Source organism: Specibacter sp. RAF43, from assembly GCF_052114065.1.
Taxonomy (GTDB): domain Bacteria; phylum Actinomycetota; class Actinomycetes; order Actinomycetales; family Micrococcaceae; genus Specibacter.
The window spans coordinates 135,243-157,221 of the sequence record NZ_JBFREA010000001.1; the positions used below are offsets into that span (position 1 = coordinate 135,243).

The window sequence follows — 21,979 nt, forward strand, 5'->3', positions numbered from 1 at the left end:
CTCTGAGGTGGTGACTGCTAGTTCCTAGTCAGTTCGCCGCCATCGGAGGTAGAACTTTCCTACTGTGGTGAGGATTTCGGGTCGGCGTAAAGAGATCGTCGGCAAGGAGTCCGTCCGTCGCGGGCACCACGGATGGGAACCTGAGTCCATAAATGACTGTCCCGAAAGGACTGAAGCCTACATGGCCAAGATCATTGCATTCGATGAAGAGGCGCGCCGCGGCCTTGAGCGTGGGTTGAACATCCTCGCCGACGCCGTCAAGGTCACGTTGGGCCCGCGCGGGCGCAACGTCGTTCTCGAAAAGAAGTGGGGCGCCCCCACGATCACCAACGACGGCGTGTCCATCGCCAAGGAGATCGAGCTCGAGGATCCTTACGAGAAGATCGGCGCCGAGCTGGTCAAGGAAGTTGCCAAGAAGACCGACGACATCGCCGGCGACGGCACGACGACGGCCACCGTCCTGGCCCAGGCCCTCGTCAAGGAAGGCCTGCGCAACGTTGCGGCCGGCGCCGACCCGCTGTCCCTCAAGCGCGGCATCGAGAAGGCCGTTGCGGCCGTCATCGAGCAGCTGCTCATTTCCGCGAAGGAAATTGAGACCAAGGAAGAGATCGCGGCCACGGCCTCCATCTCCGCCGGTGACACCGAGATCGGTGCGCTCATCGCCGAGGCCCTGGACAAGGTCGGCAAGGAAGGCGTCATCACGGTCGAGGAGTCCAACACCTTCGGCCTGGAACTGGAGCTCACCGAAGGCATGCGCTTCGACAAGGGCTACATCTCCGCCTACTTTGTCACCGACACCGAGCGCCAGGAAACGGTTCTTGAAGACCCGTACATCCTGATCGTCAACTCCAAGATCTCCAGCGTGAAGGACCTTGTTGCCGTCCTGGAGAAGGTCATGCAGTCCAACAAGCCGCTGCTGATCATCGCCGAGGACGTTGAAGGCGAGGCCCTGGCCACGCTGATCGTGAACAAGATCCGCGGCCTGTTCAAGTCCGTTGCCGTCAAGGCCCCGGGCTTCGGTGACCGCCGCAAGGCCCAGCTCGCCGACATCGCCATCCTCACCGGTGGCCAGGTCATCGCCGAGGAAGTCGGCCTGAAGCTGGAAAACACCACGCTGGACCTGCTGGGCCGGGCACGGAAGATTGTTGTCACCAAGGACGAGACCACCATCGTCGAAGGTGCCGGCGAAGCCGACGCCATCGCCGGTCGCGTCGCCCAGATCCGTGCCGAGATCGAAAACTCCGATTCGGACTACGACCGCGAGAAGCTGCAGGAACGCCTGGCCAAGCTGGCCGGCGGCGTTGCGGTCATCAAGGCCGGTGCCGCAACCGAGGTTGAGCTCAAGGAGCGCAAGCACCGCATTGAGGACGCCGTCCGCAACGCAAAGGCCGCTGTTGAAGAAGGCATCGTCCCCGGCGGTGGCGTGGCCCTGATCCAGGCCGGCGTGAAGGCTTTCGAAGGCCTGAACCTGACCGGTGACGAGGCCACTGGCGCCAACATCGTCAAGGTCGCCATCGACGCCCCGCTCAAGCAGATCGCCTTCAACGCCGGCTTCGAGCCCGGCGTGGTAGTCGATAAGGTCCGCGGCCTGCCCGTGGGCCACGGCCTGAACGCCCAAACCGGCGTTTACGAGGACCTGCTGGCCGCCGGCGTCAACGACCCGGTAAAGGTGACCCGTTCCGCACTGCAGAACGCGGCCTCCATCGCCGGGCTGTTCCTGACCACCGAGGCAGTGGTTGCCGACAAGCCGGAGAAGTCCGCACCGGTCGGCGGCGGCGGCGACGACATGGGCGGCATGGGCGGGTTCTAATCCCCACGCCCTCCCCGGTCGCAACGCTGTAAAGCTGTAACGCCGTAACGCGAAGGGCGCCCCCTCCACTGTGGAGGGGGCGCCCTTTGCGCGTTAAGTGTCGGTCGAGTCTGAAAGTATGGTGTCATGACAATTGTTGCGGCGGCCGATGGATCGGCTTTGGGAAATCCCGGACCTGCGGGCTGGGCCTGGTATGTGGATGACTCCTGCTGGCGTGCGGGAGGCTGGCCGCACGGCACCAACAACATGGGCGAACTCATGGCGGTGCTGGATCTACTCAACTCCACCGCGCACCTGTCCGCGGAACCCCTGCACATCTTGTGCGACAGCCAATACGTCATCAACTGCATCACCAAGTGGATGCCGGGCTGGAAGCGCAAGGGGTGGCGCAAGGCAGACGGCAAGCCGGTGCTCAACATTGACCTCCTGAAACAGATTGACGCCGCGATCGTGGGACGCAACTACACGTTCGAATGGGTCAAGGGCCATGCCGGGCACGACCTCAATGAGGCCGCGGACGACCGCGCCCGCGACGCCGCCACCGCTTTCCAGGCCGGGCGCGCCCCCAACGAGGGGCCGGGCTTCCCCGGCGCCGGGAAGTCTGCGCCCGCCCCGACGCCCGCCCCGACGCCCGCGCCCGCGGCGGACGACGACGCGCTGCAGCTGGACTTGTTCTCCGAACTCCCCGACGACGAGTTGGATCCGGCCTATGCGCCGGTGGCCGATGACTCCCTCGCCGCCCTGGTGGAGCTGGAGCGCGAACTCATGGATCCGGTGGTACGCACCGACAGCATCCGGGTCGGAATGCTGCTGCACCCGGACTTTGAGGAGATCGGCGCCTCGGGCCGCGTGTGGACGCGCCAGGACATCATGTCCGCCTTCAGCGACGAGGAGTCAGCCGCGGCAACCCTGGACGTGCTGACCCTCAGCCGCCTTGACCCGGCCACCGCCCTGCTGACGTACCGCACCCTGGAGAAGCGCGGCAGTGTGTTGCGCAGCTCGCTGTGGCGCCACGACGGCGGCCAATGGCGGCTGCGCTTCCACCAGGGCACCCTCGAAACCCGGTAGTCGCACCGGTGCCCGTCAGCGCGTGGTGAACATGCGGGTGTTGGCCTCCTCGGCCTGGGCGTATTGGGTGGCGGCCATGGACAGGGCCGTGTTGATGCTCTCCAGGGAGGCCTCGACCTTCACCTGCGTGGCATGCCATTCCTGGAGCAGTGCCTGGAAGTTGGTGGCCGCGGCCCCGGTCCAGGTGGACTGCAGGTCCAGCAGGTTTCGCTTCATGGCGTCCACCTCCATCCGGATCCGGTCCACGGACCCCTTCACGGCGGTGCTTTTCAGGGCGAGGTCGTCGCTGTTGACGTTGAATTGGGCCATGGCGCGGCTCCTTGGTTGAGGTCCCCGCTGCGGGGGATTCGATAGAGATGCCTCCACGATAGAACCCGCCTTGGCCCGCCGGCGGGACCCGTCGCCCGGCTGGGGACCGGCTACAGGGCGGCCGGCCCTGTGGAGGACGCGGCGTCGGTCCCCGCCGCCGTCCCGGCGGAGTCCGCGGACCGCGGTGCGGTGCGCGGCAGGGGCGGGACCGTGGGCTCGGCGGGGAAGTCCTGCCATTCCTCCGGCCGGGAGTCCTGCGGGCCGTCGTCGTCCGGGGTGGCGAACGGCAGCTCGATCGCCAGGGTCGCGCCGCCGCCGGGCGTAGCCTCCAGGCGCACCGTGCCCCCGTGCGAGGCGACGATCGCCGCCACGATGGCCAATCCCAGTCCGCTTCCGCCCGTGTTGCGGTCCCGGGAGGTGTCGGCCCGGTAAAACCGCTCGAAGATGCGCGGCGCCTCCTCCTCGGAGATGCCCGGGCCGTGGTCGCGGACCTTGATGACGGAGGACTTTTGCGTCCCGTTGACCCGCGTGCCCACCATGATTTCCACCGGCGACCCGTCCGGGGTGTAACGCAGCGCATTGCCCATCAGGTTCGCCACCACCTGGCGCAGCTTGGCCTCGTCGCCCACGGCGGGTGCGGGGGTGCCCGGCCCGTCGTCGAGGCCGACGACGGTGAACTTGCGGTCACGTGCGGAGGCCCGGGCGTCCAGCACGGCGTCGTGGCCGATGATGAGCAGGTCCACGGGCTTGCGCTGGAGCGGCCGTTGCTCGTCGATCCGAGCCAGCATGAGCAGGTCCTCCACCAGCTCGCCCATGCGCTTGGCCTCGCTCTCGATCCGGCTCATGGCCGTGCCCACGTCCTCCGGCGTTTGCAGGGCCCCGTGCCGGAACAGCTCGGAGAAACCGCGGATCGTCACCAGCGGGGTGCGCAGCTCGTGGGAGGCGTCGGCCACAAAGCGGCGCATACGCGTCTCGGAAGCCGTGCGCACGGCAAACGCGTTTTCAATGTGCGCCAACATGGTGTTCAGGGAGCCCGAGAGCCGGCCGACCTCGGTGCCCGGGTTCTCAATGTCCACCCGTCGGGACAAGTCCCCGGCGGCAATGGCCGCGGCGGTTCGCTCCACCCGGCGCAACGGCCGGAACGAGCGGGATACCGTCCAATACGCAATCATGGTGCCCAGGGTGACCGTGAGGATGACGACGCCGGCAATGACCACCGCCAGCCGCTCCATGGTGGCCTCGAGCGGCTCGTAGGGCAGTCCCACCACCACATAGCCGGGGTAGGCGCGCTTGACGCCCTGGTTGTCGGTGATCTGGAACTGCTGCGGGCCGATGACGGTGATCCGCCAGGGTGAGCCGCCGTCGGTGCTGGCCACGGTGAGCTTGCGGCCGCTGATGGCGGTGGCCTGATTCATCGTGTAGCTGGGGTAGATGGGTTTGTCGTTGCCGGACCGGTTTTGGTCCGCCAGCCCGCCGTCGGAATAGTGGAATGCCACGTAGTAGTCAAAGCCAAACGGCGACTGCCCGGTGCTTTCAAAGTCGATCGTGCCCAGCACGGCAATGGAGCGCTGGTAGGTGGTGAGCTGGGAATCCATCTGGTCTTCCAGGAAGGAGCGCAGCAGCAAGAAGGTTGTGGCCCCCAGCGCCAGCAGGGACACGGTCAGCAGGGCGCTGATGGTGGCGACCAGCTGAGAGCGCAGCGAGGCGTTCTTCCACAACGTAAACAACGGCTAGCGCTTATCTGCCGTTCGCAACACGTATCCGACGCCGCGCTTGGTTTGGATGAGGGCCGGCAGCGACGTGTCCGTGTCCACCTTGCGGCGCAGATAGGAGATGTAGGATTCCACGATCGAGGCGTCCCCGTTGAAGTCGTACTCCCACACGTGGTCCAGGATCTGCGCCTTGGACAGGACCCGGTTCGGGTTGAGCATCAGGTAGCGCAGCAGCTTGAACTCGGTGGGGGAGAGCTCCACGGTCCGGCCCGCGCGGCGGACCTCGTGGGCGTCGTCGTCGAGTTCCAGGTCGGCCACGCGCAGCACGGCGTCGTCGTCCTGGAGCGGCTGGGTGCGCCGGAGCACGGCGCGGATGCGGGCCACCACCTCATCGAGGCTGAACGGCTTGGTCACGTAGTCGTCGCCGCCCACGGTCAGGCCGGTGACCTTGTCCTCGGTGTCGTCGCGGGCGGTCAGGAACAGCACCGGGAAGTGCCGGCCCGCGGCGCGCAGGCGGCGCGTGACGGTGAATCCGTCCATGTCCGGGAGCATGACGTCCAGCACGGCCAGGTCCGGGGAGTGTTCCTCGGCGGCGGCGAGGGCCTCGCGGCCGTTGGCGGCGGCCACCACTTCAAATCCGGCGAACCGGAGCGAGGTGGAGAGCAGTTCGCGAATGTTGGGCTCGTCGTCAACAACGAGCAGCTTTGCTTCAGGTCCAGTCTTCTTCACCATTTAAGTCTCCGACCATTGGCTGGTAATAAGCTGAATATTCCCAGGATAGTTCCTGTCAGCATACGCTCAGGGAGTTCCCAGCGGCCAGTGAGGATTGGGCCGTTCGGCCCCGCGGCTCAGGCGCGTGGCTCAGGCGCGCCGGTGGGCGTAGATCTCCACCGGGGCCAGGATGCCGGCCCGGAAGGCCGCCATCAGGTTCGGCACGGCCTGCCCGTCCAGCCCCACCGGGGCGTCCCCGGCCACGGCCTGCTCCAAGAACGCGATGCCCTCCTCGACGGTTTTTGCCTCCAGGTCGACGTCGAAGCCGGCCGCCTCAAGTGCGTCCGTGTAGGCCAGCGGCGGCTGAACGAAGGAGGTCTCCGCCGTCTCCGCCCAGGGCAGCGGGTAGGTCTCGATGTCCCCGCCGAGCAGCATGATGTCGTACACGGCCAGGACCCCGCCGGGCCGCAGCACCCGGGCGGCCTCGGCAAACACCCGGTCCTTCTCGCGCAGGTTCATGCCCACATGGATCATCAGCGCGGTGTCAAAGGAGGAATCCTCGAACGGCAGGGCCACGGCACTGCCCTGGCTGAAGGTGACGGAGCCCTCCAGCCCGGTGCGGCGGGTAATGGACCGTGCGGTGGCCACCAGTTCCGGGGTCAGGTCCACCCCGTGCACCGTGGCGCCAAACTCATGGGCCAGGTGGCGGGCCACCCCGCCCATCCCGGACCCGATGTCCAGCACCCGCCGGCCGGCGCTAATGCCGGCGCGCGCGGCCACGCGGGCGGTGGCGGCCGGCCCGCCCATGTGGAGCTGGTCCGCCCCGTGCAGGTCGGCGGGGGAAAAGTGGTCCGGGTCCTTGCCGGCGTCCCGGACGGCGGCCAGCAGCTGATCCTCGATATTGTCGCGCCCGTAGTGTGCCGCGACGGATTCCTCGTAGCTCATGACGCCGATCCTACTCCGGTCGGTCACCGGCGGCGGTGGGTAAATCCTTCGCATCGAGAATCCGGTACGCATACCCCTGCTCGGCCAGGAAGCGCTGGCGCCTGGCCGCGAAGTCGGCGTCGATCGTGTCCCGGGCCACGAGGGTGTAAAACCGGGCCGTGCGGCCGTCGGCCTTGGGCCGCATCAGCCGGCCCAGCCGCTGGGCCTCCTCCTGCCGGGACCCGAACGAACCCGACACCTGGACGGCCACGGACGCCTCCGGCAGGTCGATGGAAAAGTTCGCCACCTTGGAGACCACCAGGGTGTGGATGAGCCCGCGCCGGAATTCGTCAAAGAGGCGCTCGCGCTCCCGTACGGAGGTCTCGCCCTTGATCAGCGGGACCCCCAGCCGGTCGGCAATTTCATCCAGCTGGTCAATGTACTGGCCGATCACCAGGATCTGCTCACCGGCATGGGCCGCCACCAGCCGCTCCACCACGATGGACTTGCTGTCGCTGGAGGCGCACAGACGGTACTTGTCGGCGTCGTCGGCCATGGCGTAGGCCATGCGCTCGTCCCGCGGCAGGTCAATGCGCACCTCGACGCAGTCCGCCGGGGCAATGTAGCCCTGCGCCTCGATGTCCTTCCACGGCGCGTCGTACCGCTTGGGCCCGATGAGGCTGAACACCTCGCCCTCGCGGCCGTCCTCGCGCACCAGCGTGGCCGTCAGGCCGAGCCGGCGCCGGGCCTGCAGATCCGCCGTCATCTTGAAGATGGGGGCCGGCAGCAGGTGGACCTCGTCGTAAATGATCAGGCCCCAGTCGTGGTCGTCGAGCAGCTCCAGATGCGGGTACAGGCCCCCGCGGCGCACGGTGAGCACCTGGTAGGTGGCGATGGTGACCGGGCGGACCTCCTTGGCGGCGCCGGAGTACTCGCCAATTTCGGCCTCGGTCAGCGTGGTGCGCCGCAGCAGCTCGGCCCTCCACTGCCGGGCCGAGAGGGTGTTGGTGACCAGGATCAGCGTGGTGGTGCCGGAGGCGGCCATGGCCGCGGCCCCCACCAGGGTCTTTCCCGCCCCGCAGGGCAACACCACGACGCCGGAGCCGCCCGCCCAGAAGTTCTCCACCGCCAGCTTCTGGTAGGGGCGCAGGGACCAGGCGCCGTCCTTGGGTGCCTGGGCGTCGGCGTCCCCGGCCGTCAGGGCGATCGGGTGCGGAGTGCCGTCCACGTACCCGGCCAGGTCCTCCGCCGGCCAGCCGGCCTTCAGGAGCAGTTGCTTCAAGGCTCCGCGTTGGGAGGAGTGCACCACCACGGTCAGCGGGTCGATGCGCGGGCCCAGCAGCGGGCCGATCTTCTTGGCGTGGATCACTTCCTCCAGCACGGGAAAATCGGTGGTGCGCATGACCAGCCCGTGGAGGGGGTCCTTTTCCAGCCGCAACCGCCCGTACCGGGACATGACCTCTTCGATGTCGATCAGCAGCGGATGCGGGACCGGGAAGCGGGAGTAGGTGAGCAGCGTGTCCAGGACCTGTTCGGCGTCGAGCCCGGCGGCGCGCGCGTTCCACAGCCCCAGCGGCGTGATCCGGTAGCTGTGCACGTGTTCCGGTGCCCGCTCCAGCTCGGCAAAGGCGGCAATGGCGTGGCGCGCCGCGGTGGCCTGCGGATGGTCCACCTCCAGCAGGATGGTCTTGTCGCTTTGGACGATCAGCGGCCCGTCGCTCACGGCGTCCCTTTCGTTTGGGGTTCCACCGGTTCCACATCCATCACGCGGTGGATGCTGACGACCCGTTCGCGCTCGCGCGCGGGTTCGAACGCGCGCAGCCGGCCCTCGGCCACGGACACGGGATGCAGGCGCAGCCTCTCGGGCCGGCCGTCGGCGCTGACGGTGGTCACCCAAACCACCTGCTGGTGACGAATGGCCGCGCGCAGCTGTTCGAGCACCAGGGCCGGCGCCGATTCGCCCCGTCCGGGCGTGAAGGCCGGCCGGCTGCGCAACAGGCCCAGCTGTGCCGCGGCCGCTGAGCCGGGGACGACGGCGTCGTCCCCGGCCGTGGCTTCCTCGCCGGCCAGGAGCCGGGCCGCCTCATAGGGGGCCACGGCCTGGTTGAGGGCCAGTGCGGTCCCACCCGCCCGGGTACTGCGGCGGTGCGGCGCCTCCCGCTCGGCGCTGGTTCCGCCGGCCAGGGCCGGGGACAGCCCGGCGGCGCGCAGGGCGGCCACCACCTCCGCCGGAGCCAGCGGCGTCACCACGACGGTGGGCGAGACGGCGGTAAACTCCAGGGCGGCGGCAACGTCCCCGGCCAGCAGCTCGGCCAGCAGAGCCGCGTCGTCGCTGCTGACATACGTGCCCGCCGTGCCCACCGTGAGCCGGCCGTGGCGGGACGCCGCCTCCTTGAGCAGGTAGTCCAGCGGCTGCGGCACCGGCGTGGCCGAATGCGCGGCGAGAAATGCCAGGATGCCCTCGGCGGTGCGCCCCGCCGCGAGGGCCCGCTGGATGGACGCGGCGCTGAACCGGTACACGCCCGCCGTACCCTTCCCCTCGGCGTCGGCCAGCAGCGCCAGCTCCGCGGCCACGGCGGGGGAAAGGAAGCCCGGCGCCACCGCGGTGAGGTCCCCCTGCAGGAGCACATGCTCCACGGGAGCCGGCAGGGCCTCGGCGACCCGGGCGAGTGCCGTGTCCCAGTCCCGATCGATCACCGCCAGGCCAATGTCCGTCAGGGCGCCGGCGCCCGTCAGCCCCAAGATTTCCGCCTCCGCCAGGAATCCGGCCAGCGCCTTGGCGATCCGCCGGGCCGGCCGGGGATGGTGCCACGCAAAGTGGGCCATGAGCTGCGGCAGCGTCGGCGCCGGCACCGTCCCGGGCGGCAGTGCGCGGGCCGGGCCCCGGTACAGCGTGGCCAGCACCCGCAGCGAGGACTCCCGCAGCTGTGGGGCATCCGGGCGGAAGGCCTCGCCGGCCAGCACGTTCACGGCGGGAGATCCGGTGCCGATCAGCGACGGCAGCCTGTCCGCGTCGAGCCAGGCGGCGGCCAGCCACAACCACTGCTCCGCCCGGTCCCGCGCCCGCCACCCGGCCGCGGCGGCCCGCCACCGCGAGGTGTCGGGGTCGAGGGAGATGAGCCCGGCCGCGGCGGCCAGCTCCAGGTAAAAGTACGACTGTGCCACATCGACGTCCAGGTCCCTGGCCACGGTGCGCACGGCGCGGACGCCGACCCCGCCGGTGCGCAGCGTGTCCAGCGGCCGGTACTCCACGGAATCCAGCAGCCGCGTCATGGTGCGCAGCACGGCGGCGATGGCGCCCAGGGCCGCGTTGTCCCGGCGCGACGTGCGCATGCCGTCCAGCGAAAGCACGGGGGGAGCGGGGGCAAAGTCCGTGATCACGTGCCCCCGGCGCAGCAGCAGGCCCACCTCGGCGGGAAGCTCCACGTGGTCGTCGTCCAGGGGGATCAGCAGGCCCCGGGCCAGCAGCCAGTCGATGATGTCCCGGCTGGAGGATTCGCCCGTCGGCGGCTTCGTGCCCGCGGCGACCCCCCGCAGCGCGTGGCCCACCAGCCCCATCGGGCCGTGCCGGAACTTGGCCAGCAGCTCCGCCGTGCCGGCGGGGGCGTCCGCCAGCAACAGCCCCGGATCCGGGCAGGAGGTGACGGCCTGGTGCAGCACCGCGGCCGGGTCGCCCGCAACGGCGGACCGGTGGGCGGCCGCGATGCCGGCGAGCCGGTCCCGGCAGCCCGGGAGGGAGTCGGCGAGCTCCCCGTAGCTGCGTCCCAGCCCCGCCGGGTGCGCCCCCAGCACATCGCGCAGGGAGGCGACGGGCAGGAAGCGGCAGGGGCCGGCGTCGTTGGGCGCCGGGACCACCAGGGCCAGCTCGGACAGCTGGTCAAGGAGCGGGGCGAGATCGGCCGCCATGGTGCCGGCGACGGCGGCCGCCAGTTCGGCGGCGGTGGCGCCGGCGTCCGGGGCGGTGACAAATAGGGCCGTGAGCACCTGCAGCTGCGGCTGGTTGAGCCGGTCCAGGGCGCGGGCCAGGCCGGCCCGGCTGGAGGCCCGGGCGGCCAGGGCGGCGAAATCGGCCACCGGCGGCTCCATCAGCTCCGGGCGCAGCGCAAATAGCCGCAGCAGCGCCGGATCGGTTCGGGCCGCGAGCTCGGTTGTCAATTGCCGCAGGGTGGACATCAGCTCAACGCTACCTCCCGCACCGCCTACAAGCGGCGGCGGCGGGCCACGGAGCGCAGCACGCTGCCGCCCATCATGACGAAGGCGGCGGGCAGGGCGAGCATGGCGATCCAGTTGAATCCGGTCCACGGCGCGGCCCCGGCCCACTTCGAGAGCAACACGATGATTAGGGAGACCAGCGCGGCCAAGGCAAGGACAACGGCGGTCAGGTTGAAAACCTGCCAGCCGCGGTCGCCGGGCTGGGGCCTGCTGCTCAAGGGGATCATGGACATAACGCTAACAGCGGACAGGTGCGGCGCAAAGCCGCCGCCCTGCCGCCAAGGCGGTAATCTAGAGGCTAATCGACCAGTTCCTCTGGTGCCTGTCAGTACCAGCTGCATATTTCACGGCTTACCGGTACGGCGATAACCTTCGCGCGGGCGCCGGGCGAGTTCCGACAATGATGAAATAGGCGAGGTAATTCACGTGCCAATCGGCAAAGTTAAGTGGTACGACAACGAAAAAGGTTTTGGCATCCTGACCGCCGACGACGGCCGGGAGGTCTTCCTGCGCGCCAACGCGCTGCCCGCGGACGCCGGCGACATCAAGCCCGGCATGCGCATGGAGTTTGGGGTGGCCGACGGCCGCAAGGGCGCCCAGGCCATGGCGGCCCGAATCCTGGATCGCGGCCCGTCCGTGGCCAAGGCCAAGCGGATGCCGGCCCGCGACCTCGCCCCCATCGTGCAGGACCTGGTGTCCTTGCTCGAACACTCCGTGGGACCTTTGACCAACGGCAAGTACCCGGAAGGTGATGCCGCCAAGATTGCCGCGGCATTGCGCAAGGTTGCCGACAACTTCGACGCGTAACGGTGCCCACCATGACCGAACTTTCCACGAATTCAACCGCCCCAGCCGTACCGATGCGCCCCGGCGTGCCGGTTTGGCGGGTGGGCAAGCCCGACGCCGTCCTGGCCGCGGCCGTGGCCGCCGCCCGCACCGCCGTCGGAGAGATTGCCACCGATGAAAACATCGGCAGCTACGTCGGTGCCCGAAGCGAGGGCGTTCGGGTGGTCACGCACCTCTTCGAGTGCAAGCTGCCCGGCTACGCGGGCTGGACCTGGTTTGCCACGCTGACCCGCGTGTCCCGGGCCAAGGACGCAACCGTCGACGAGGTGGGCCTGCTGCCCACCAATGACTCCGTGCTGGCCCCGCCCTGGGTCCCCTGGGCCGAGCGCGTCCGCCCCGAGGACGCCCAGGCCCAGGAGCCGGCGGCGGAGCCTGCCGAGCCCGAGGACGAGCCCGAGCACGACGCCGATCACGAGGCCGAGGACGACGCCGGCGTGGACGAGCTGCCCGAGGACTAGGACGGCCCGGCCCGGCGGGCGCACCGCGGGCGCACCGCCCCGCCGCTGGCGGGTTAGAGGTTTTCGATCACGTAGTCGATGCAGGCGGTCAATGCGGTGATGTCCGCCGGCTCAATGGCCACGAAGGTGGCGATGCGCAGCTGGTTGCGGCCCAACTTGCGGTAGGGCTCGGTGTCCACAATCCCGTTGGCGCGCAGCACCTTGGCGACCGCCGCGGCGTCCACGGACTCGTCAAAGTCGATGGTGACAATGACGTTGGAGCGGTCCTCGGTCCGGGCGACGAACGGGGTGGCGACGGCGGAGGCCTCGGCCCAGGCATACAGCCGGCCGGCGGAGTCCGCGGTGCGCTTGGCGGCAAAGTCCAGCCCGCCGCTGGCGTTGAGCCACTTGACCTGCTCGTTGAGGGTGACCAGCGTTGACAGGGCCGGCGTGTTGTAGGTCTGGTTCTTCAGGGAGTTCTCGATCGCGGTGTTCAGGTTCAGGAAGTCCGGCACCCAGCGTCCCGTGGCGCCCACCCGCTTGGCCCGCTCCAGGGCGGCGGGAGAAAACAGTCCCAGCCACAGTCCGCCGTCGGAGGCAAAGTTCTTTTGGGGGGCGAAGTAGTAGACGTCCGCCTCGGCGACATCCACGGCCAGCCCGCCCGCCGCGGAGGTGGCGTCCACCACGACCAGGGCGCCGTCGTCGGCCCCCTCCACGCGCCTCACGGGAGCGGCCACGCCGGTGGAGGTTTCATTTTGCGGCCAGGCGTAAACGTCCACGCCGGCCTCGGCCACGGACTCCGAGCGGGTGCCCGGCTCCGCCGTGCGGATGGAGGAGGCCTCCAGGAACGGGGCGTTGTTGGTGGCCGCGGCAAACTTTGAGCCAAACTCGCCAAAGGACAGGTGCTGGGCCTTCTTCTCCACCAGGCCAAAGGCGGCGACATCCCAAAACGCCGTGGATCCGCCCACGCCCAGGATCACCTCATAACCGGCCGGCGCGCGAAAGAAGTCCATCAACCCGCTGCGGACCTCGCCCACCAGGTTCTTCACCGGCGCCTGCCGGTGGGAGGTGCCCAACAGCGAGGCTCCGGCGGCGGAGAGCGCGGCGACCTGGTCGGGGCGAACCTTGGAGGGGCCGGCACCAAAGCGGCCGTCGACCGGTCGCAGGGCTGCGGGGATGGTGAGGGGTGGGGTTTCGCTCACAAGTTGCTCCAAAAATTAGGCGACGGAAAGTGGGGGCCGAGGGCTGGTGCCAATTCTGCCGCAGAACCGGTCCCGGGCCGAAACGGTGGCCGCATGGTGAAACAAATCGATCGCGGGGTCGTTGGGGCCGGTGCCGGGCTCCGGCGGGTGGGCGTGCGGGAACAAACGACGGTTTTCCTCCCTTGAATTAAGCACGATAACGTAGAGGTCTAAGCCCATGCCCGGAATCCAGCTCAATATCAGGAGGATGCTGACGTGACAGATCTGATCGACACGACGGAAATGTATTTGCGGACCATTCTGGAGTTGGAAGAGGAGAACATTGTGGCGCTGCGTGCGCGCATTGCCGAGCGCCTGCACCATTCCGGTCCGACCGTGTCCCAGACCGTCGGCCGGATGGAACGCGACGGCCTGGTCATCGTCTCGGGTGACAGGCACCTGGAATTGACCCCCGCGGGCCGGGACAAGGCGACCCGGGTCATGCGCAAGCACCGCCTGGCCGAACGCCTCCTCTCCGATGTGATCGGCCTGGACTGGGCCTACGTCCACGAGGAAGCCTGCCGGTGGGAGCACGTGATGAGCGAGCGCGTGGAAAAGCGCCTCTTTGACATCCTGGGCCAGCCCGACGAATCTCCCTACGGCAACCCGATTCCCGGGCTGGAGGAACTGGGCGGGAGAGTGTCGCCGAACTTCGCGGCCGGACTTCTCACTCTCGTTGACGCCATGGCCACCTACTCGCCCGACCAATCGGTCACCATCCACCGCCTCTCGGAGCGCATCCAGGTGGAACCGGAGCTGCTCACCCAGCTCGACGAGGGCGGCCTGCGCCCCGGGGCGCAAATTTCCCTGGCCCGTGCCGGGGAGTACATCTCGGTCCGGGTGCCCGGCATTGACGGGGCGCTGGAGCTGCCGCCGGAGGTCGCCGCGCACGTCTTTGTCTCCATGAGCTGATCTCCCGCGCGACGCGGATCCACCCGAAGCTAATGTAACGGAATTGTTACGGTGACGATTTTTCCCGTATAGTAAAAACCAGCGCCGTAACCAAAGCGTTACCATCCATGCGACACCGAACCCTGTCTTCGCATGGCTGGATTTATGTCACAAAGGCAGGGGCGGAGGAACCACTTTTGACGGGCCGCTTGGTCGGTCTTGGGGTGAAGCCCGGTTCCACAGCACACGAATCCACACTTGGCGTCCACAAGGGCGCGCCGTGGATCCAGTTTGCCCGGAACCGGTCCGGATCAAACGCTTGACTCTCTGATCCGAATCCGACAGCTAACTTCGCAGGTGCCTTATAGAGAGGTAACAAGTACGTGTTAGACGTCAAAGAACACGGGCGCCGTCGCGCCCCCGTGCCCGAATTCGAGGCGCCCGCCGCGGATTTGCCAAGCCGCCGCGATGCCCTGGCGGCAGAGCGCACACGCGCCGTCCCCACCGGAGGCATCAGCCAGCTGGTCGGCTCCGGGCTCCGCAGCGGCATCGGCCAAAAGGCCGGGATGGTGCTGGCGGCCACGGGACTGGCCCTTGCGGTCACCCTGCCCTCCACCGGAATGACCCTTGCCAGCGTGGACGCCCCTGCCCCGACCGCCCCCGCCGTGGTCTCCGCGGCCGCCGATGTGCCCGTCACCTTCGCGGCCCCCGCCGTGGCCAGCGCGCTCAATGCGGACGGCCAGCTCCAGGAGACCTTGAAGGTCGAGGCCGCCAATGTGGCGCCGCAGGCCTCCAAGGGCACCCTGTCCGCCCCCCTGAAGGAACTCAACACCAGTTCACCCTTTGGGGCCCGCCTGAATCCGCTGACCGGGGAACTCGGGGAGATCCATACCGGCCAGGACTTTGCCGTGGCCTGCTCCACCTCCGTCTTTGCCGCGGCCGGCGGGACCGTGACCTTTGCCGGCTGGCACCCGTATGGCGGCGGCAATCGCGTCGTGATCGACCACGGCAACGGGCTCTCGACGTCGTACAACCACCTGAGCTCGATCAGCGTCGCCGTGGGGACGCAGCTGGAGCGCGGGGACCTGGTGGCCCTCAGCGGCACCACAGGGGCCTCCACGGGCTGCCATCTGCACTTTGAGGTCATGGTCAACGACGAGACCGTCGATCCCACGGGCTGGCTGTAAGTCCTCCACCGGGGCTTAGGTCACGAAGTAGAGACGCTACCGTGACCTGAACGTGACATTCGTAAAAATCTGTTGTAACGTCGTAATCGCGCCAGCTTCGAATCAAGCTGGCGTCCATGAGCGGATTGCCAAACTCTGCCGCTGCCCATGGTCCGTTCGTACCAATCGTCTGGCAGAGGCGGGGGAACCAATAATCGGACTTCTTCCACAGAAGTCCTAGGGGTGAAGCCGCGAAGCGCTCGCATAAGGAAGAAATTCCGAAAGTGAGTGTGGAGCGGCCGGGTGACTCCCATCCGAATCCGACAGCTTACCTCGCAGGCTTTGGGAGAGGATCCTTCTTGTCTTCAAACACTGCCCTTGGGCGCCACCGCGCCGAAGTTGTTAAGACCAGCCCGATCTCCGTCATCACGAAAGCCGTCAGCTCCAACGTCGGCGGTGTCGGGCGACAGGCTGCAGTCATCGCAGCAGCATCCGGGCTCGTACTTACCTCCGGAATTGCCGCGAATGCCTCAACCCCCACCGTGGAGCGCGCCTCCGATGGTGGAACCACGCTTAGCCTCAACTCCTCCGTTGCCTCCGCCGTGACGGCCAGCTCCAAGGTGAAGGTCACCTTCACTCCCATCGCGGTCTCCGCAACCCCGGCGCCCGTCGCCGCGGAACCTGTGGTTGCCGCGCAGAGCAACGAGGTCCAGGCCGACGCTGCTCCCGCCGCGGAAGCTCCCGTCATCACCACCACCGAGGCTCCGGCCGCCGCCAAGCCGGCTGTCAAGAGCGGCGTGGGTGCAACCATCGCGGCCGCGGCCTACGCCCAGCTCGGCGTGGCCCAGGACTGCACCGCCCTGGCGACCAACTCGCTGGCCGCGGCAGGCATCAACTACCACGGCTGGCCGGCGGGCTACCTCTCCCTGGGACGCACGGTTTCCCAGGCTGAGGCACAGCCGGGCGACCTGGTCTACTACGCCGACGGCGGCATGGGCATGGCCCACATCGCTGTCTACGTTGGCAACGGCACGGCCGTTCACGGCGGCTGGGGCGGCGGCACCACCGCGCTGTTCTCGGTCAACGTCGGCTCGGGCCCGGTCTTCATCGCGATCGGCCACTAAGCACCAAGTCGAACACCGACACATGAACCCCGTCCTGATGGACGGGGTTCAATGTCGTTTATGACCCGCTCACCGGGGCGGCCTCGGTGCCGGCCGGCGCGGGTGCCCGGTCAATGGTGGTTGCCAGCGGGATCTCCTTGACGAAGCAGAGCAGGATGGCCGCCAGCAGCAGCAGGGGCACCATGTAGATGAAGATCGGCGTCAGAGCCTGGTTGTAGGCCTCGATGATGGTGTGGCGCACCGGTGCGGGCAGGTTGCGCACAATTTCCGGCGTCAGCGAGTTGATGCCCCCGGCGGCCTGGGCGCCGCCGGACATGCGGTCGGTGAGGATCTGGGCCAGCCGGTGGGCAAACAGGCTGCCCACCACGGCCGAGCCCAGGGACGCGCCGATTTGCCGAAAGTAGTTGTTGGACGCCGTGGCCATGCCCACCTGGGAGTTGGGGAACTGGTTTTGGACGATCAAGACCAGGATCTGCATGCAGGTGCCCAGGCCAATGCCCATGAGGGCCAGGTAGGCGCAAATCACCCAGACCGGGAGCGAGGGGGTCATCGTGGACAAGAGCACCAGCGCCCCGGCCACGATGAACATGCCGGTGATTGGAAGCCACTTGTACCGTCCGGTCCTGCTCACCAGCGCCCCGGAGGCAACCGAGGTCACCAGCAGGCCCGCCATCATGGGAATCATCAGGAAGCCGGCCTGCGTGGCGTTGGCTCCGGTGACCATCTGCAAATACGTCGGCAGGTACGCGAGCGTGCCGAACATGGCGATGCCGGTGATGAGCCCGGCGGAGGTGGTCAGGTTGAAATTGCGCTCCTGGAACAGGTGCAGCGACATGATGGGGTGCTCGGCCCGGTGCTCCACCCACACGAAGAGGGCGGCGGCGACCACGGTGCCGGCGATCATGGCGATGATGGTCGGCGAGCCCCAGGCGTACTTTGTGCCGCCCCACGTGCTCACCAGCACCAGCAGCGTGGAGGTGATGCCCAGCAGCGCCATCCCGGCCACGTCCACCTGGGCCTTGATCTTGGGGTGCGGGGGCAGTTTGAGGAAGAAGACGGCGGCCGCGATGGCCAGGACGCCCAGCGGGATGTTCATCCACAGGCCCCAGCGCCAGCCGATGCCGTCGGTGAACCAGCCGCCCAGGAGCGGTCCGGCCACGGAGGACAGCGCGAAGACGCCGCCCATGACGCCCATGTACCGGCCACGTTCGCGGGCGGGGACGACGTCGGCGATGATCGCCTGGGAGAGCAGCATCAAACCGCCGCCGCCCAGTCCCTGGACGCCCCGGCCGATGATCAGCCACGTCATGTCCTGGGCGAAGCCGCCCACGATCGATCCGAGGATGAACACGGAAATGGCGGCGATGAAGATTCCCTTGCGGCCGATCAGATCGCCGAGCTTGCCGTAGATCGGGAGCATGATGGTGGACGCCAATATGTAGATGGTGATGACCCACAGCATGTCGTTGACGCCGTTGAGCTCGCCGACGATGGTGGGCAGGGCCGTGCTGAAAATGGTCTGGTCCAGGGAGGCCAGGAGCATGGTCAGCATGAGCCCGGCAAAGAGCAGCAGGACCGATCGCCGCCGGGCGGCCGCCTCGGCGGCGACCTCGGGTGGTGCTTCAATCATGGGCTTGCTTCCTTATCTGGGCTCGGGGAACAGGCGGGGCAGCCAGGCGGCTGTCCGTGGTGATGTGCGCAATGAGCCCGCCGGCCTGTTCGGCGAGCTCGTCCAAGGTGGTGCTGAAGTTCCCGCCCACCCATTTCGCCATGACGAAGTGCATGGCGCCGGCGGCCAGGGCCACCACCATGGCCGCCTCGTCCTCACGGTTGGGCGGGCTGCCGGCGTCGCGCCCCTGTGCCGTGAACCGGTCCAGCACGTATTGCCGGAATTGGCCCTCCAATTCTCCGATCCGGTTCTTCTGTCGCTTGATCAGCTCCGGTGAGGCGTGGATGACCCTGCGCCGCAGCTCGAAGACCTCAAGGTTGGGCTCGTTGGCGGTGATGACGGAGGCCACCAGGTTCAGCAGGTCCGCCAGGATGTTCGGCCCGGGGTGCTCCACAAACCGTTGCAGGTCCGCGGCCGACGGCGCCGGCAGCGCGCCACCGAGGATGACGCCTTCCTTGGAGCCGAAGTAGTTGAAAAACGTCCGCTGGGATACGAGACTGGCCTCGCAGATCATCTCCACCGTGACGCTTTCATAGCCGTGTTCCAGGGCGAGGGAGACGGCCGCCTTCTGGATGGCCGCCCGAGTGGCCGTGCGCTTGCGGGCGCGCAGCCCCGGTTCCGTGTCCGGCATCATGGGTGTCCCTCGTTTCCTCGCAAATAAGTGCATGCACTGCATATATTTAGTAGCTGCAGCTTAGGGCCGGTGTCTGGGATTTCCCGGGGAACGCCGGCACGGGTGCCCCGGCGGTACCATCGGGGGAGGAGAAGGTGGGGAGGCGGTAGTGACGGGGCAGGAGCAAATGGCCGTGCTGGTGCTGGCCGGGGGCCGGTCGTGCCGGCTGGGCGGGGTCGCGAAGGCCACGTTGATGCTCGACGGCGCAACCCTCCTGGAGCGCTCCGTCGCCGCCGCGCGCGACGCCGTCCGGGCGGTGGCACCGGACCCGCGTGTCGCCGTCGTCGGCCCGGTGGCGGAGCTGGCCGGACTGCCCGGCCTGGACGGGGGGACGCTCCTGGTCCAGGAGGACCCGCCGTTTGCCGGCCCGGCGGCCGGGATCGCGGCCGGACTGGCCGCACTGCGGGTGGCCGAGGGCCGGGTGCTGGTGCTGGCGTGTGACATGCCCGGCGTGCGGGAGCTGGCCCTGCTGCTGGTCGGGGCGGCCGGGGCCGACGGCGCGGTCATGGCCGTGGACGGCGGCCGCAGGCAACCGCTGGCCGCCATCTATCCGGTGCCCGCGCTGCTGGCCGCGGTGGACGCGGCGCGCGCGGCGCACCGCCTGGAGAATGCGTCCGTCTTCTCCCTGCTTGCTAGTGTGAACATCAAGGAATGCATTGTTCCGCCCGGATCCACGGCCGATGTGGACACGTGGGATGACGCCCGGGCGCACGGAGTGCGCGTCCCGGAGTAGACGGGCCGGCGAAAGGGCTGTAAATGGAAAATCATGACGAGGTCTTGCAGGCGTGGCTGGAGAAGCTGCTGGGAGCGTTTGAAATTGCCGACGTTGACGTGGACCTGCATGCCGTGCTGAACCTGGCCGGCGTGGCCGCCCATTCGATCGTGCGCCCCGCGGCCCCCTTGACGACCTTTGTGGCCGGGCTGGCCGCCGGGCTGGCGGCCGGCTCCGGCCAGGCCGGGGACGCCGCCGCCATGCAGTCGGCCATTGCCCTGGCCAAGCAGCTTGCCGCGGCCGAAGCCGCCCCCGAAAATCCCGCCGAGTAGCCGGTGACGGCGCCAGCAAGCCCAGCGGCCGACGCGCGCCGGGCACCCCAAGACCCCGCACCCCGGGACCCCGCACTGCCCCTGGCCGGCGCGGAGCCGCGCGTGCTGCCGCACACCTGGGAGGAGGCGCGCGCCCGGGCGTTTGAGGTGGCCGGGCCGCTGCCCGCCCACGAGGTCCCGCTGGCCCGGGCGGTCGGGCGGATCCTGGCGGCCGACGTCCTGGCCCTGCACCAGATGCCCCACTACGCCTCCGCCGCCATGGACGGCTGGGCGGTGGCCGGGAGCCCGCCGTGGATTCTCGGCGAGCCCGGACAGCGGCTGGCGGCCGGCCAGGCGCTGCCGATCGTCACCGGCGGGCTGGTCCCGCGCGGAGCCAAGGCCGTCCTGCGCAGCGAGTCGGGCACCCTGTCGACGGACGACGACGGCCTTCCGGTGGTGGTCCTCAGCGGCCAGGCCCGCCCCGGGGAACCCAAAAACGCCCAGCACATCCGCCTCCCCGGCCAGGAAGCGGCACTGGGCGAGCTGCTGATCAAGGCCGGCGTCACGCTGAACCCGGCGCACATCGCCATGGCCGCGCTCGGCGGCGCCGACCAGCTCGCGGTCCTGGGCCGGCCCGCCGTGACCCTGGTGCTCACGGGGGACGAGGTGGTCCAGGCCGGCATTCCGGAACCCGGCACGGTCCGCGACGCCTTCTCCCCCCAGCTCGGCTCCGTCGTGGAACTCCTCGGCGGCACCGTCGTGGGACTGCGGCGGGCCGCGGACAACCTCCCGGCCACGCTGGCGGCGCTGGCGGACACGGGGGAGGACCCGGCCGACGTCGTCATCACCACCGGCGCCACCGGCCACTCCCGCGCGGACTTTCTGCGCGCCGCCGTCACGGCGATGGGCGGCACCGTCCACATCAACAGCGTCGCCATGCGCCCCGGCCACCCCGCGTTCCTGGCCGAACTGCCGGACGGACGCTTTCTGGTGGGGCTGCCCGGAAATCCGCTGGCCGCCATGATCGCCCTGTTCACCATCGGCGCGCCGCTGCTCGCCGGCCTCGGCAGCCGGCCCCGGCCCGGAACCATCGAGGTGGCCTGCGGTTCGCCCATCAAGGAACACGCCGGCCCCACCCGGCTCATGCCCTACCGGCTGCTCTACGGCCTGGCCTCGCCCTGCGCCTTCACGGACTCCGCCATGATGCGCGGACTCGCCGCGGCCGACGGCGTCATGGTGGTGCCGCCGCACGGGGCCAAAATGGGGGAGACCCTGCATGCCATCGCCCTGCCGTGGACGTAACGATCCCGTGCGCGGACGGGCGGGAGCTGGCGGGGCGCTGGTTCCCCGTCCAAGAAGGTGCCGCGCGGCTGGGGAGCGTGGTCATCGCCTGCGCCACCGCGGTCCGGGCCGACTACTACCACCGTTATGCGGCGTACCTGGCCGCGAACGGCTATGCCGCGCTCACGTTTGACTATCGCGGCATTGGCGCGTCGCGGGGCGGGGCGCTGCGTGGGCAGCGGATCCGCTGGCACGAATGGGGGCTCCTGGACATCGACGCCGCGCTGGCCTGGGCGATGGAGCGCGCCGACGGGCTGCCGGTGCACCTGGTGGGTCACAGCTTCGGCGGATTTGGGGTGGGACTGGCCGCCCACGCCACCGGGCTTTCACGGATTCTCACGGTCGGGGCGCAGCACGCCTACTGGGGGGACTACCGGGCCCCGGACCGGGTGAAGCACTGGCTCGTGTGGGCCCTGGCGCTGCCCCTCACCCTGGCCTGCGGCTATTTGCCCGGCAAGCGGCTGCACTGGATGGAGGATCTGCCCCGCGGGGTGGCCCTGGACTGGGCCCGCAGCCGCCGCGATTTCACCACGGCGGTCCGCGGGCAGGAACGGGACGTGCTGCGCGCGCATCTGCGCGCCCTCACGGCGCCGGTCCTGGCCCTGGCCGCCGCCGACGACCCCTACGCCACCCGAGCGGCCATGGAACGCGCCGTCGACTACAGCCCGGCCAGCCCCAGCACGATCATCCAGCTCAGGCCCGAGGACTACGGGCAAACCCGGCTCGGCCATTTCGCCCTGTTTCACAGCAGCTACGAGGACTCGTTCTGGCCGGCGACCCTGGCCTGGCTGCGCGAGGGCACCTGGCCGGGCCGCTAGGCAC

At 69.0% G+C, this 21,979-nt stretch carries 21 protein-coding genes and 2 riboswitches; of the genes, 11 read left to right on the forward strand and 10 right to left on the reverse strand.

Annotated features, from left to right (window positions below; all coding sequences use genetic code 11):
- Positions 1 to 181: 181 nt before the first annotated feature.
- Together groL and AB4Y80_RS00610 are read left to right on the forward strand one after the other, a co-directional pair.
- On the forward strand, positions 182 to 1,810 hold the full coding sequence (gene groL / locus AB4Y80_RS00605) for a chaperonin GroEL (RefSeq protein ID WP_442211308.1): 1,629 nt from the start codon (positions 182 to 184) through the stop codon (positions 1,808 to 1,810).
- A 126-nt stretch (positions 1,811 to 1,936) separates the two neighbouring features.
- Positions 1,937 to 2,878 (forward strand): RNase H family protein, encoded by a 942-nt coding sequence (locus AB4Y80_RS00610; protein ID WP_442211309.1) that lies wholly within the window; start codon positions 1,937 to 1,939, stop codon positions 2,876 to 2,878.
- A 15-nt stretch (positions 2,879 to 2,893) separates the two neighbouring features.
- Here the strand turns inward: AB4Y80_RS00610 and AB4Y80_RS00615 are convergent, their stop codons facing one another.
- The 7 genes from AB4Y80_RS00615 to AB4Y80_RS00645 all read right to left on the reverse strand — a co-directional run bounded on the left by AB4Y80_RS00615 (position 2,894) and on the right by AB4Y80_RS00645 (position 10,964).
- The gene (locus tag AB4Y80_RS00615) at positions 2,894 to 3,187 is read right to left on the reverse strand and encodes a WXG100 family type VII secretion target (protein WP_442211311.1); all 294 of its coding nucleotides are present in this window, start codon (positions 3,185 to 3,187) and stop codon (positions 2,894 to 2,896) included.
- 110 nt (positions 3,188 to 3,297) lie between these two features.
- The gene (locus AB4Y80_RS00620; RefSeq protein ID WP_442211312.1) at positions 3,298 to 4,914 is read right to left on the reverse strand and encodes a sensor histidine kinase; all 1,617 of its coding nucleotides are present in this window, start codon (positions 4,912 to 4,914) and stop codon (positions 3,298 to 3,300) included.
- A gap of 3 nt (positions 4,915 to 4,917) precedes the next feature.
- The gene (locus AB4Y80_RS00625) at positions 4,918 to 5,628 is read right to left on the reverse strand and encodes a response regulator transcription factor (RefSeq protein WP_442211542.1); all 711 of its coding nucleotides are present in this window, start codon (positions 5,626 to 5,628) and stop codon (positions 4,918 to 4,920) included.
- A 132-nt stretch (positions 5,629 to 5,760) separates the two neighbouring features.
- A complete protein-coding gene (locus AB4Y80_RS00630) occupies positions 5,761 to 6,555 on the reverse strand; it encodes a class I SAM-dependent methyltransferase (protein ID WP_442211313.1) in 795 nt (264 codons plus the stop codon).
- A gap of 10 nt (positions 6,556 to 6,565) precedes the next feature.
- On the reverse strand, positions 6,566 to 8,257 hold the full coding sequence (locus AB4Y80_RS00635; protein ID WP_442211314.1) for a DNA repair helicase XPB: 1,692 nt from the start codon (positions 8,255 to 8,257) through the stop codon (positions 6,566 to 6,568).
- Positions 8,254 to 10,707, reverse strand: coding sequence for a helicase-associated domain-containing protein (locus AB4Y80_RS00640; RefSeq protein WP_442211315.1), 2,454 nt, complete (start codon positions 10,705 to 10,707; stop codon positions 8,254 to 8,256). The genes AB4Y80_RS00635 and AB4Y80_RS00640 overlap by 4 nt, the downstream gene beginning before the upstream one ends.
- Positions 10,708 to 10,733: 26 nt before the next feature.
- Positions 10,734 to 10,964, reverse strand: coding sequence for a hypothetical protein (locus tag AB4Y80_RS00645; RefSeq protein ID WP_442211316.1), 231 nt, complete (start codon positions 10,962 to 10,964; stop codon positions 10,734 to 10,736).
- Between the two features lie 208 nt (positions 10,965 to 11,172).
- Between AB4Y80_RS00645 and AB4Y80_RS00650 the strand changes: the two genes are divergently transcribed.
- Positions 11,173 to 11,553: a cold-shock protein gene (locus tag AB4Y80_RS00650; RefSeq protein ID WP_442211317.1), complete on the forward strand. Its 381-nt coding sequence runs from the start codon at positions 11,173 to 11,175 to the stop codon at positions 11,551 to 11,553.
- Positions 11,554 to 11,564: 11 nt separating this feature from the next.
- Positions 11,565 to 12,050 carry a DUF3027 domain-containing protein gene (locus AB4Y80_RS00655; RefSeq protein WP_442211318.1) on the forward strand — a complete coding sequence of 162 codons (486 nt, stop codon included), beginning with the start codon at positions 11,565 to 11,567 and terminating at the stop codon, positions 12,048 to 12,050.
- A gap of 53 nt (positions 12,051 to 12,103) precedes the next feature.
- Here the strand turns inward: AB4Y80_RS00655 and serC are convergent, their stop codons facing one another.
- A complete protein-coding gene (gene serC / locus AB4Y80_RS00660) occupies positions 12,104 to 13,231 on the reverse strand; it encodes a phosphoserine transaminase (protein WP_442211320.1) in 1,128 nt (375 codons plus the stop codon).
- Positions 13,232 to 13,486: 255 nt separating this feature from the next.
- On the opposite strand from serC, the gene AB4Y80_RS00665 reads away from it, so the two are divergent.
- The 3 genes from AB4Y80_RS00665 (at position 13,487) to AB4Y80_RS00675 (ending at position 16,451) form a co-directional block, all read left to right on the forward strand.
- Positions 13,487 to 14,182: a metal-dependent transcriptional regulator gene (locus tag AB4Y80_RS00665; protein WP_442211322.1), complete on the forward strand. Its 696-nt coding sequence runs from the start codon at positions 13,487 to 13,489 to the stop codon at positions 14,180 to 14,182.
- Positions 14,183 to 14,306: 124 nt separating this feature from the next.
- Positions 14,307 to 14,538, forward strand: a riboswitch (cyclic di-AMP (ydaO/yuaA leader).
- A 6-nt stretch (positions 14,539 to 14,544) separates the two neighbouring features.
- Positions 14,545 to 15,348, forward strand: coding sequence for a M23 family metallopeptidase (locus AB4Y80_RS00670; RefSeq protein WP_442211324.1), 804 nt, complete (start codon positions 14,545 to 14,547; stop codon positions 15,346 to 15,348).
- A gap of 149 nt (positions 15,349 to 15,497) precedes the next feature.
- Positions 15,498 to 15,683, forward strand: a riboswitch (cyclic di-AMP (ydaO/yuaA leader).
- 3 nt (positions 15,684 to 15,686) lie between these two features.
- Positions 15,687 to 16,451, forward strand: coding sequence for an NlpC/P60 family protein (locus AB4Y80_RS00675; protein ID WP_442211326.1), 765 nt, complete (start codon positions 15,687 to 15,689; stop codon positions 16,449 to 16,451).
- 58 nt (positions 16,452 to 16,509) lie between these two features.
- Here AB4Y80_RS00675 and AB4Y80_RS00680 read toward each other — a convergent pair whose 3' ends face one another.
- Together AB4Y80_RS00680 and AB4Y80_RS00685 are read right to left on the reverse strand one after the other, a co-directional pair.
- The gene (locus tag AB4Y80_RS00680) at positions 16,510 to 18,081 is read right to left on the reverse strand and encodes an MDR family MFS transporter (RefSeq protein WP_442211327.1); all 1,572 of its coding nucleotides are present in this window, start codon (positions 18,079 to 18,081) and stop codon (positions 16,510 to 16,512) included.
- The gene (locus AB4Y80_RS00685; protein WP_442211328.1) at positions 18,074 to 18,754 is read right to left on the reverse strand and encodes a TetR/AcrR family transcriptional regulator; all 681 of its coding nucleotides are present in this window, start codon (positions 18,752 to 18,754) and stop codon (positions 18,074 to 18,076) included. Before AB4Y80_RS00685 ends, AB4Y80_RS00680 begins: the two co-directional genes overlap by 8 nt.
- Before the next feature lie 148 nt (positions 18,755 to 18,902).
- Between AB4Y80_RS00685 and mobA the strand changes: the two genes are divergently transcribed.
- From mobA to AB4Y80_RS00705, 4 genes are read left to right on the forward strand one after another with little or no spacing between them, the layout of a single operon-like run.
- Positions 18,903 to 19,526 (forward strand): molybdenum cofactor guanylyltransferase, encoded by a 624-nt coding sequence (gene mobA, locus AB4Y80_RS00690; protein WP_442211330.1) that lies wholly within the window; start codon positions 18,903 to 18,905, stop codon positions 19,524 to 19,526.
- A gap of 23 nt (positions 19,527 to 19,549) precedes the next feature.
- A complete protein-coding gene (locus tag AB4Y80_RS00695) occupies positions 19,550 to 19,837 on the forward strand; it encodes a DUF6457 domain-containing protein (RefSeq protein ID WP_442211331.1) in 288 nt (95 codons plus the stop codon).
- A gap of 3 nt (positions 19,838 to 19,840) precedes the next feature.
- The gene (locus AB4Y80_RS00700; protein WP_442211332.1) at positions 19,841 to 21,118 is read left to right on the forward strand and encodes a molybdopterin molybdotransferase MoeA; all 1,278 of its coding nucleotides are present in this window, start codon (positions 19,841 to 19,843) and stop codon (positions 21,116 to 21,118) included.
- Positions 21,109 to 21,975 (forward strand): alpha/beta hydrolase family protein, encoded by an 867-nt coding sequence (locus AB4Y80_RS00705; RefSeq protein ID WP_442211333.1) that lies wholly within the window; start codon positions 21,109 to 21,111, stop codon positions 21,973 to 21,975. Before AB4Y80_RS00700 ends, AB4Y80_RS00705 begins: the two co-directional genes overlap by 10 nt.
- Positions 21,976 to 21,979 lie beyond the last annotated feature (4 nt).

Excerpts from the sequence above, each read along its gene's own strand:
- groL (WP_442211308.1), top strand. The coding sequence starts at position 182 with ATGGCCAAGATCATTGCATTCGATGAAGAGGCGCGCCGCGGCCTTGAG.
- AB4Y80_RS00610 (WP_442211309.1), top strand. The coding sequence starts at position 1,937 with ATGACAATTGTTGCGGCGGCCGATGGATCGGCTTTGGGAAATCCCGGA.
- AB4Y80_RS00615 (WP_442211311.1), bottom strand. The coding sequence starts at position 3,187 with ATGGCCCAATTCAACGTCAACAGCGACGACCTCGCCCTGAAAAGCACC.
- AB4Y80_RS00630 (WP_442211313.1), bottom strand. The coding sequence starts at position 6,555 with ATGAGCTACGAGGAATCCGTCGCGGCACACTACGGGCGCGACAATATC.
- AB4Y80_RS00640 (WP_442211315.1), bottom strand. The coding sequence starts at position 10,707 with ATGTCCACCCTGCGGCAATTGACAACCGAGCTCGCGGCCCGAACCGAT.
- AB4Y80_RS00655 (WP_442211318.1), top strand. The coding sequence starts at position 11,565 with ATGACCGAACTTTCCACGAATTCAACCGCCCCAGCCGTACCGATGCGC.
- AB4Y80_RS00680 (WP_442211327.1), bottom strand. The coding sequence starts at position 18,081 with ATGATTGAAGCACCACCCGAGGTCGCCGCCGAGGCGGCCGCCCGGCGG.
- AB4Y80_RS00685 (WP_442211328.1), bottom strand. The coding sequence starts at position 18,754 with ATGATGCCGGACACGGAACCGGGGCTGCGCGCCCGCAAGCGCACGGCC.
- AB4Y80_RS00695 (WP_442211331.1), top strand. The coding sequence starts at position 19,550 with ATGGAAAATCATGACGAGGTCTTGCAGGCGTGGCTGGAGAAGCTGCTG.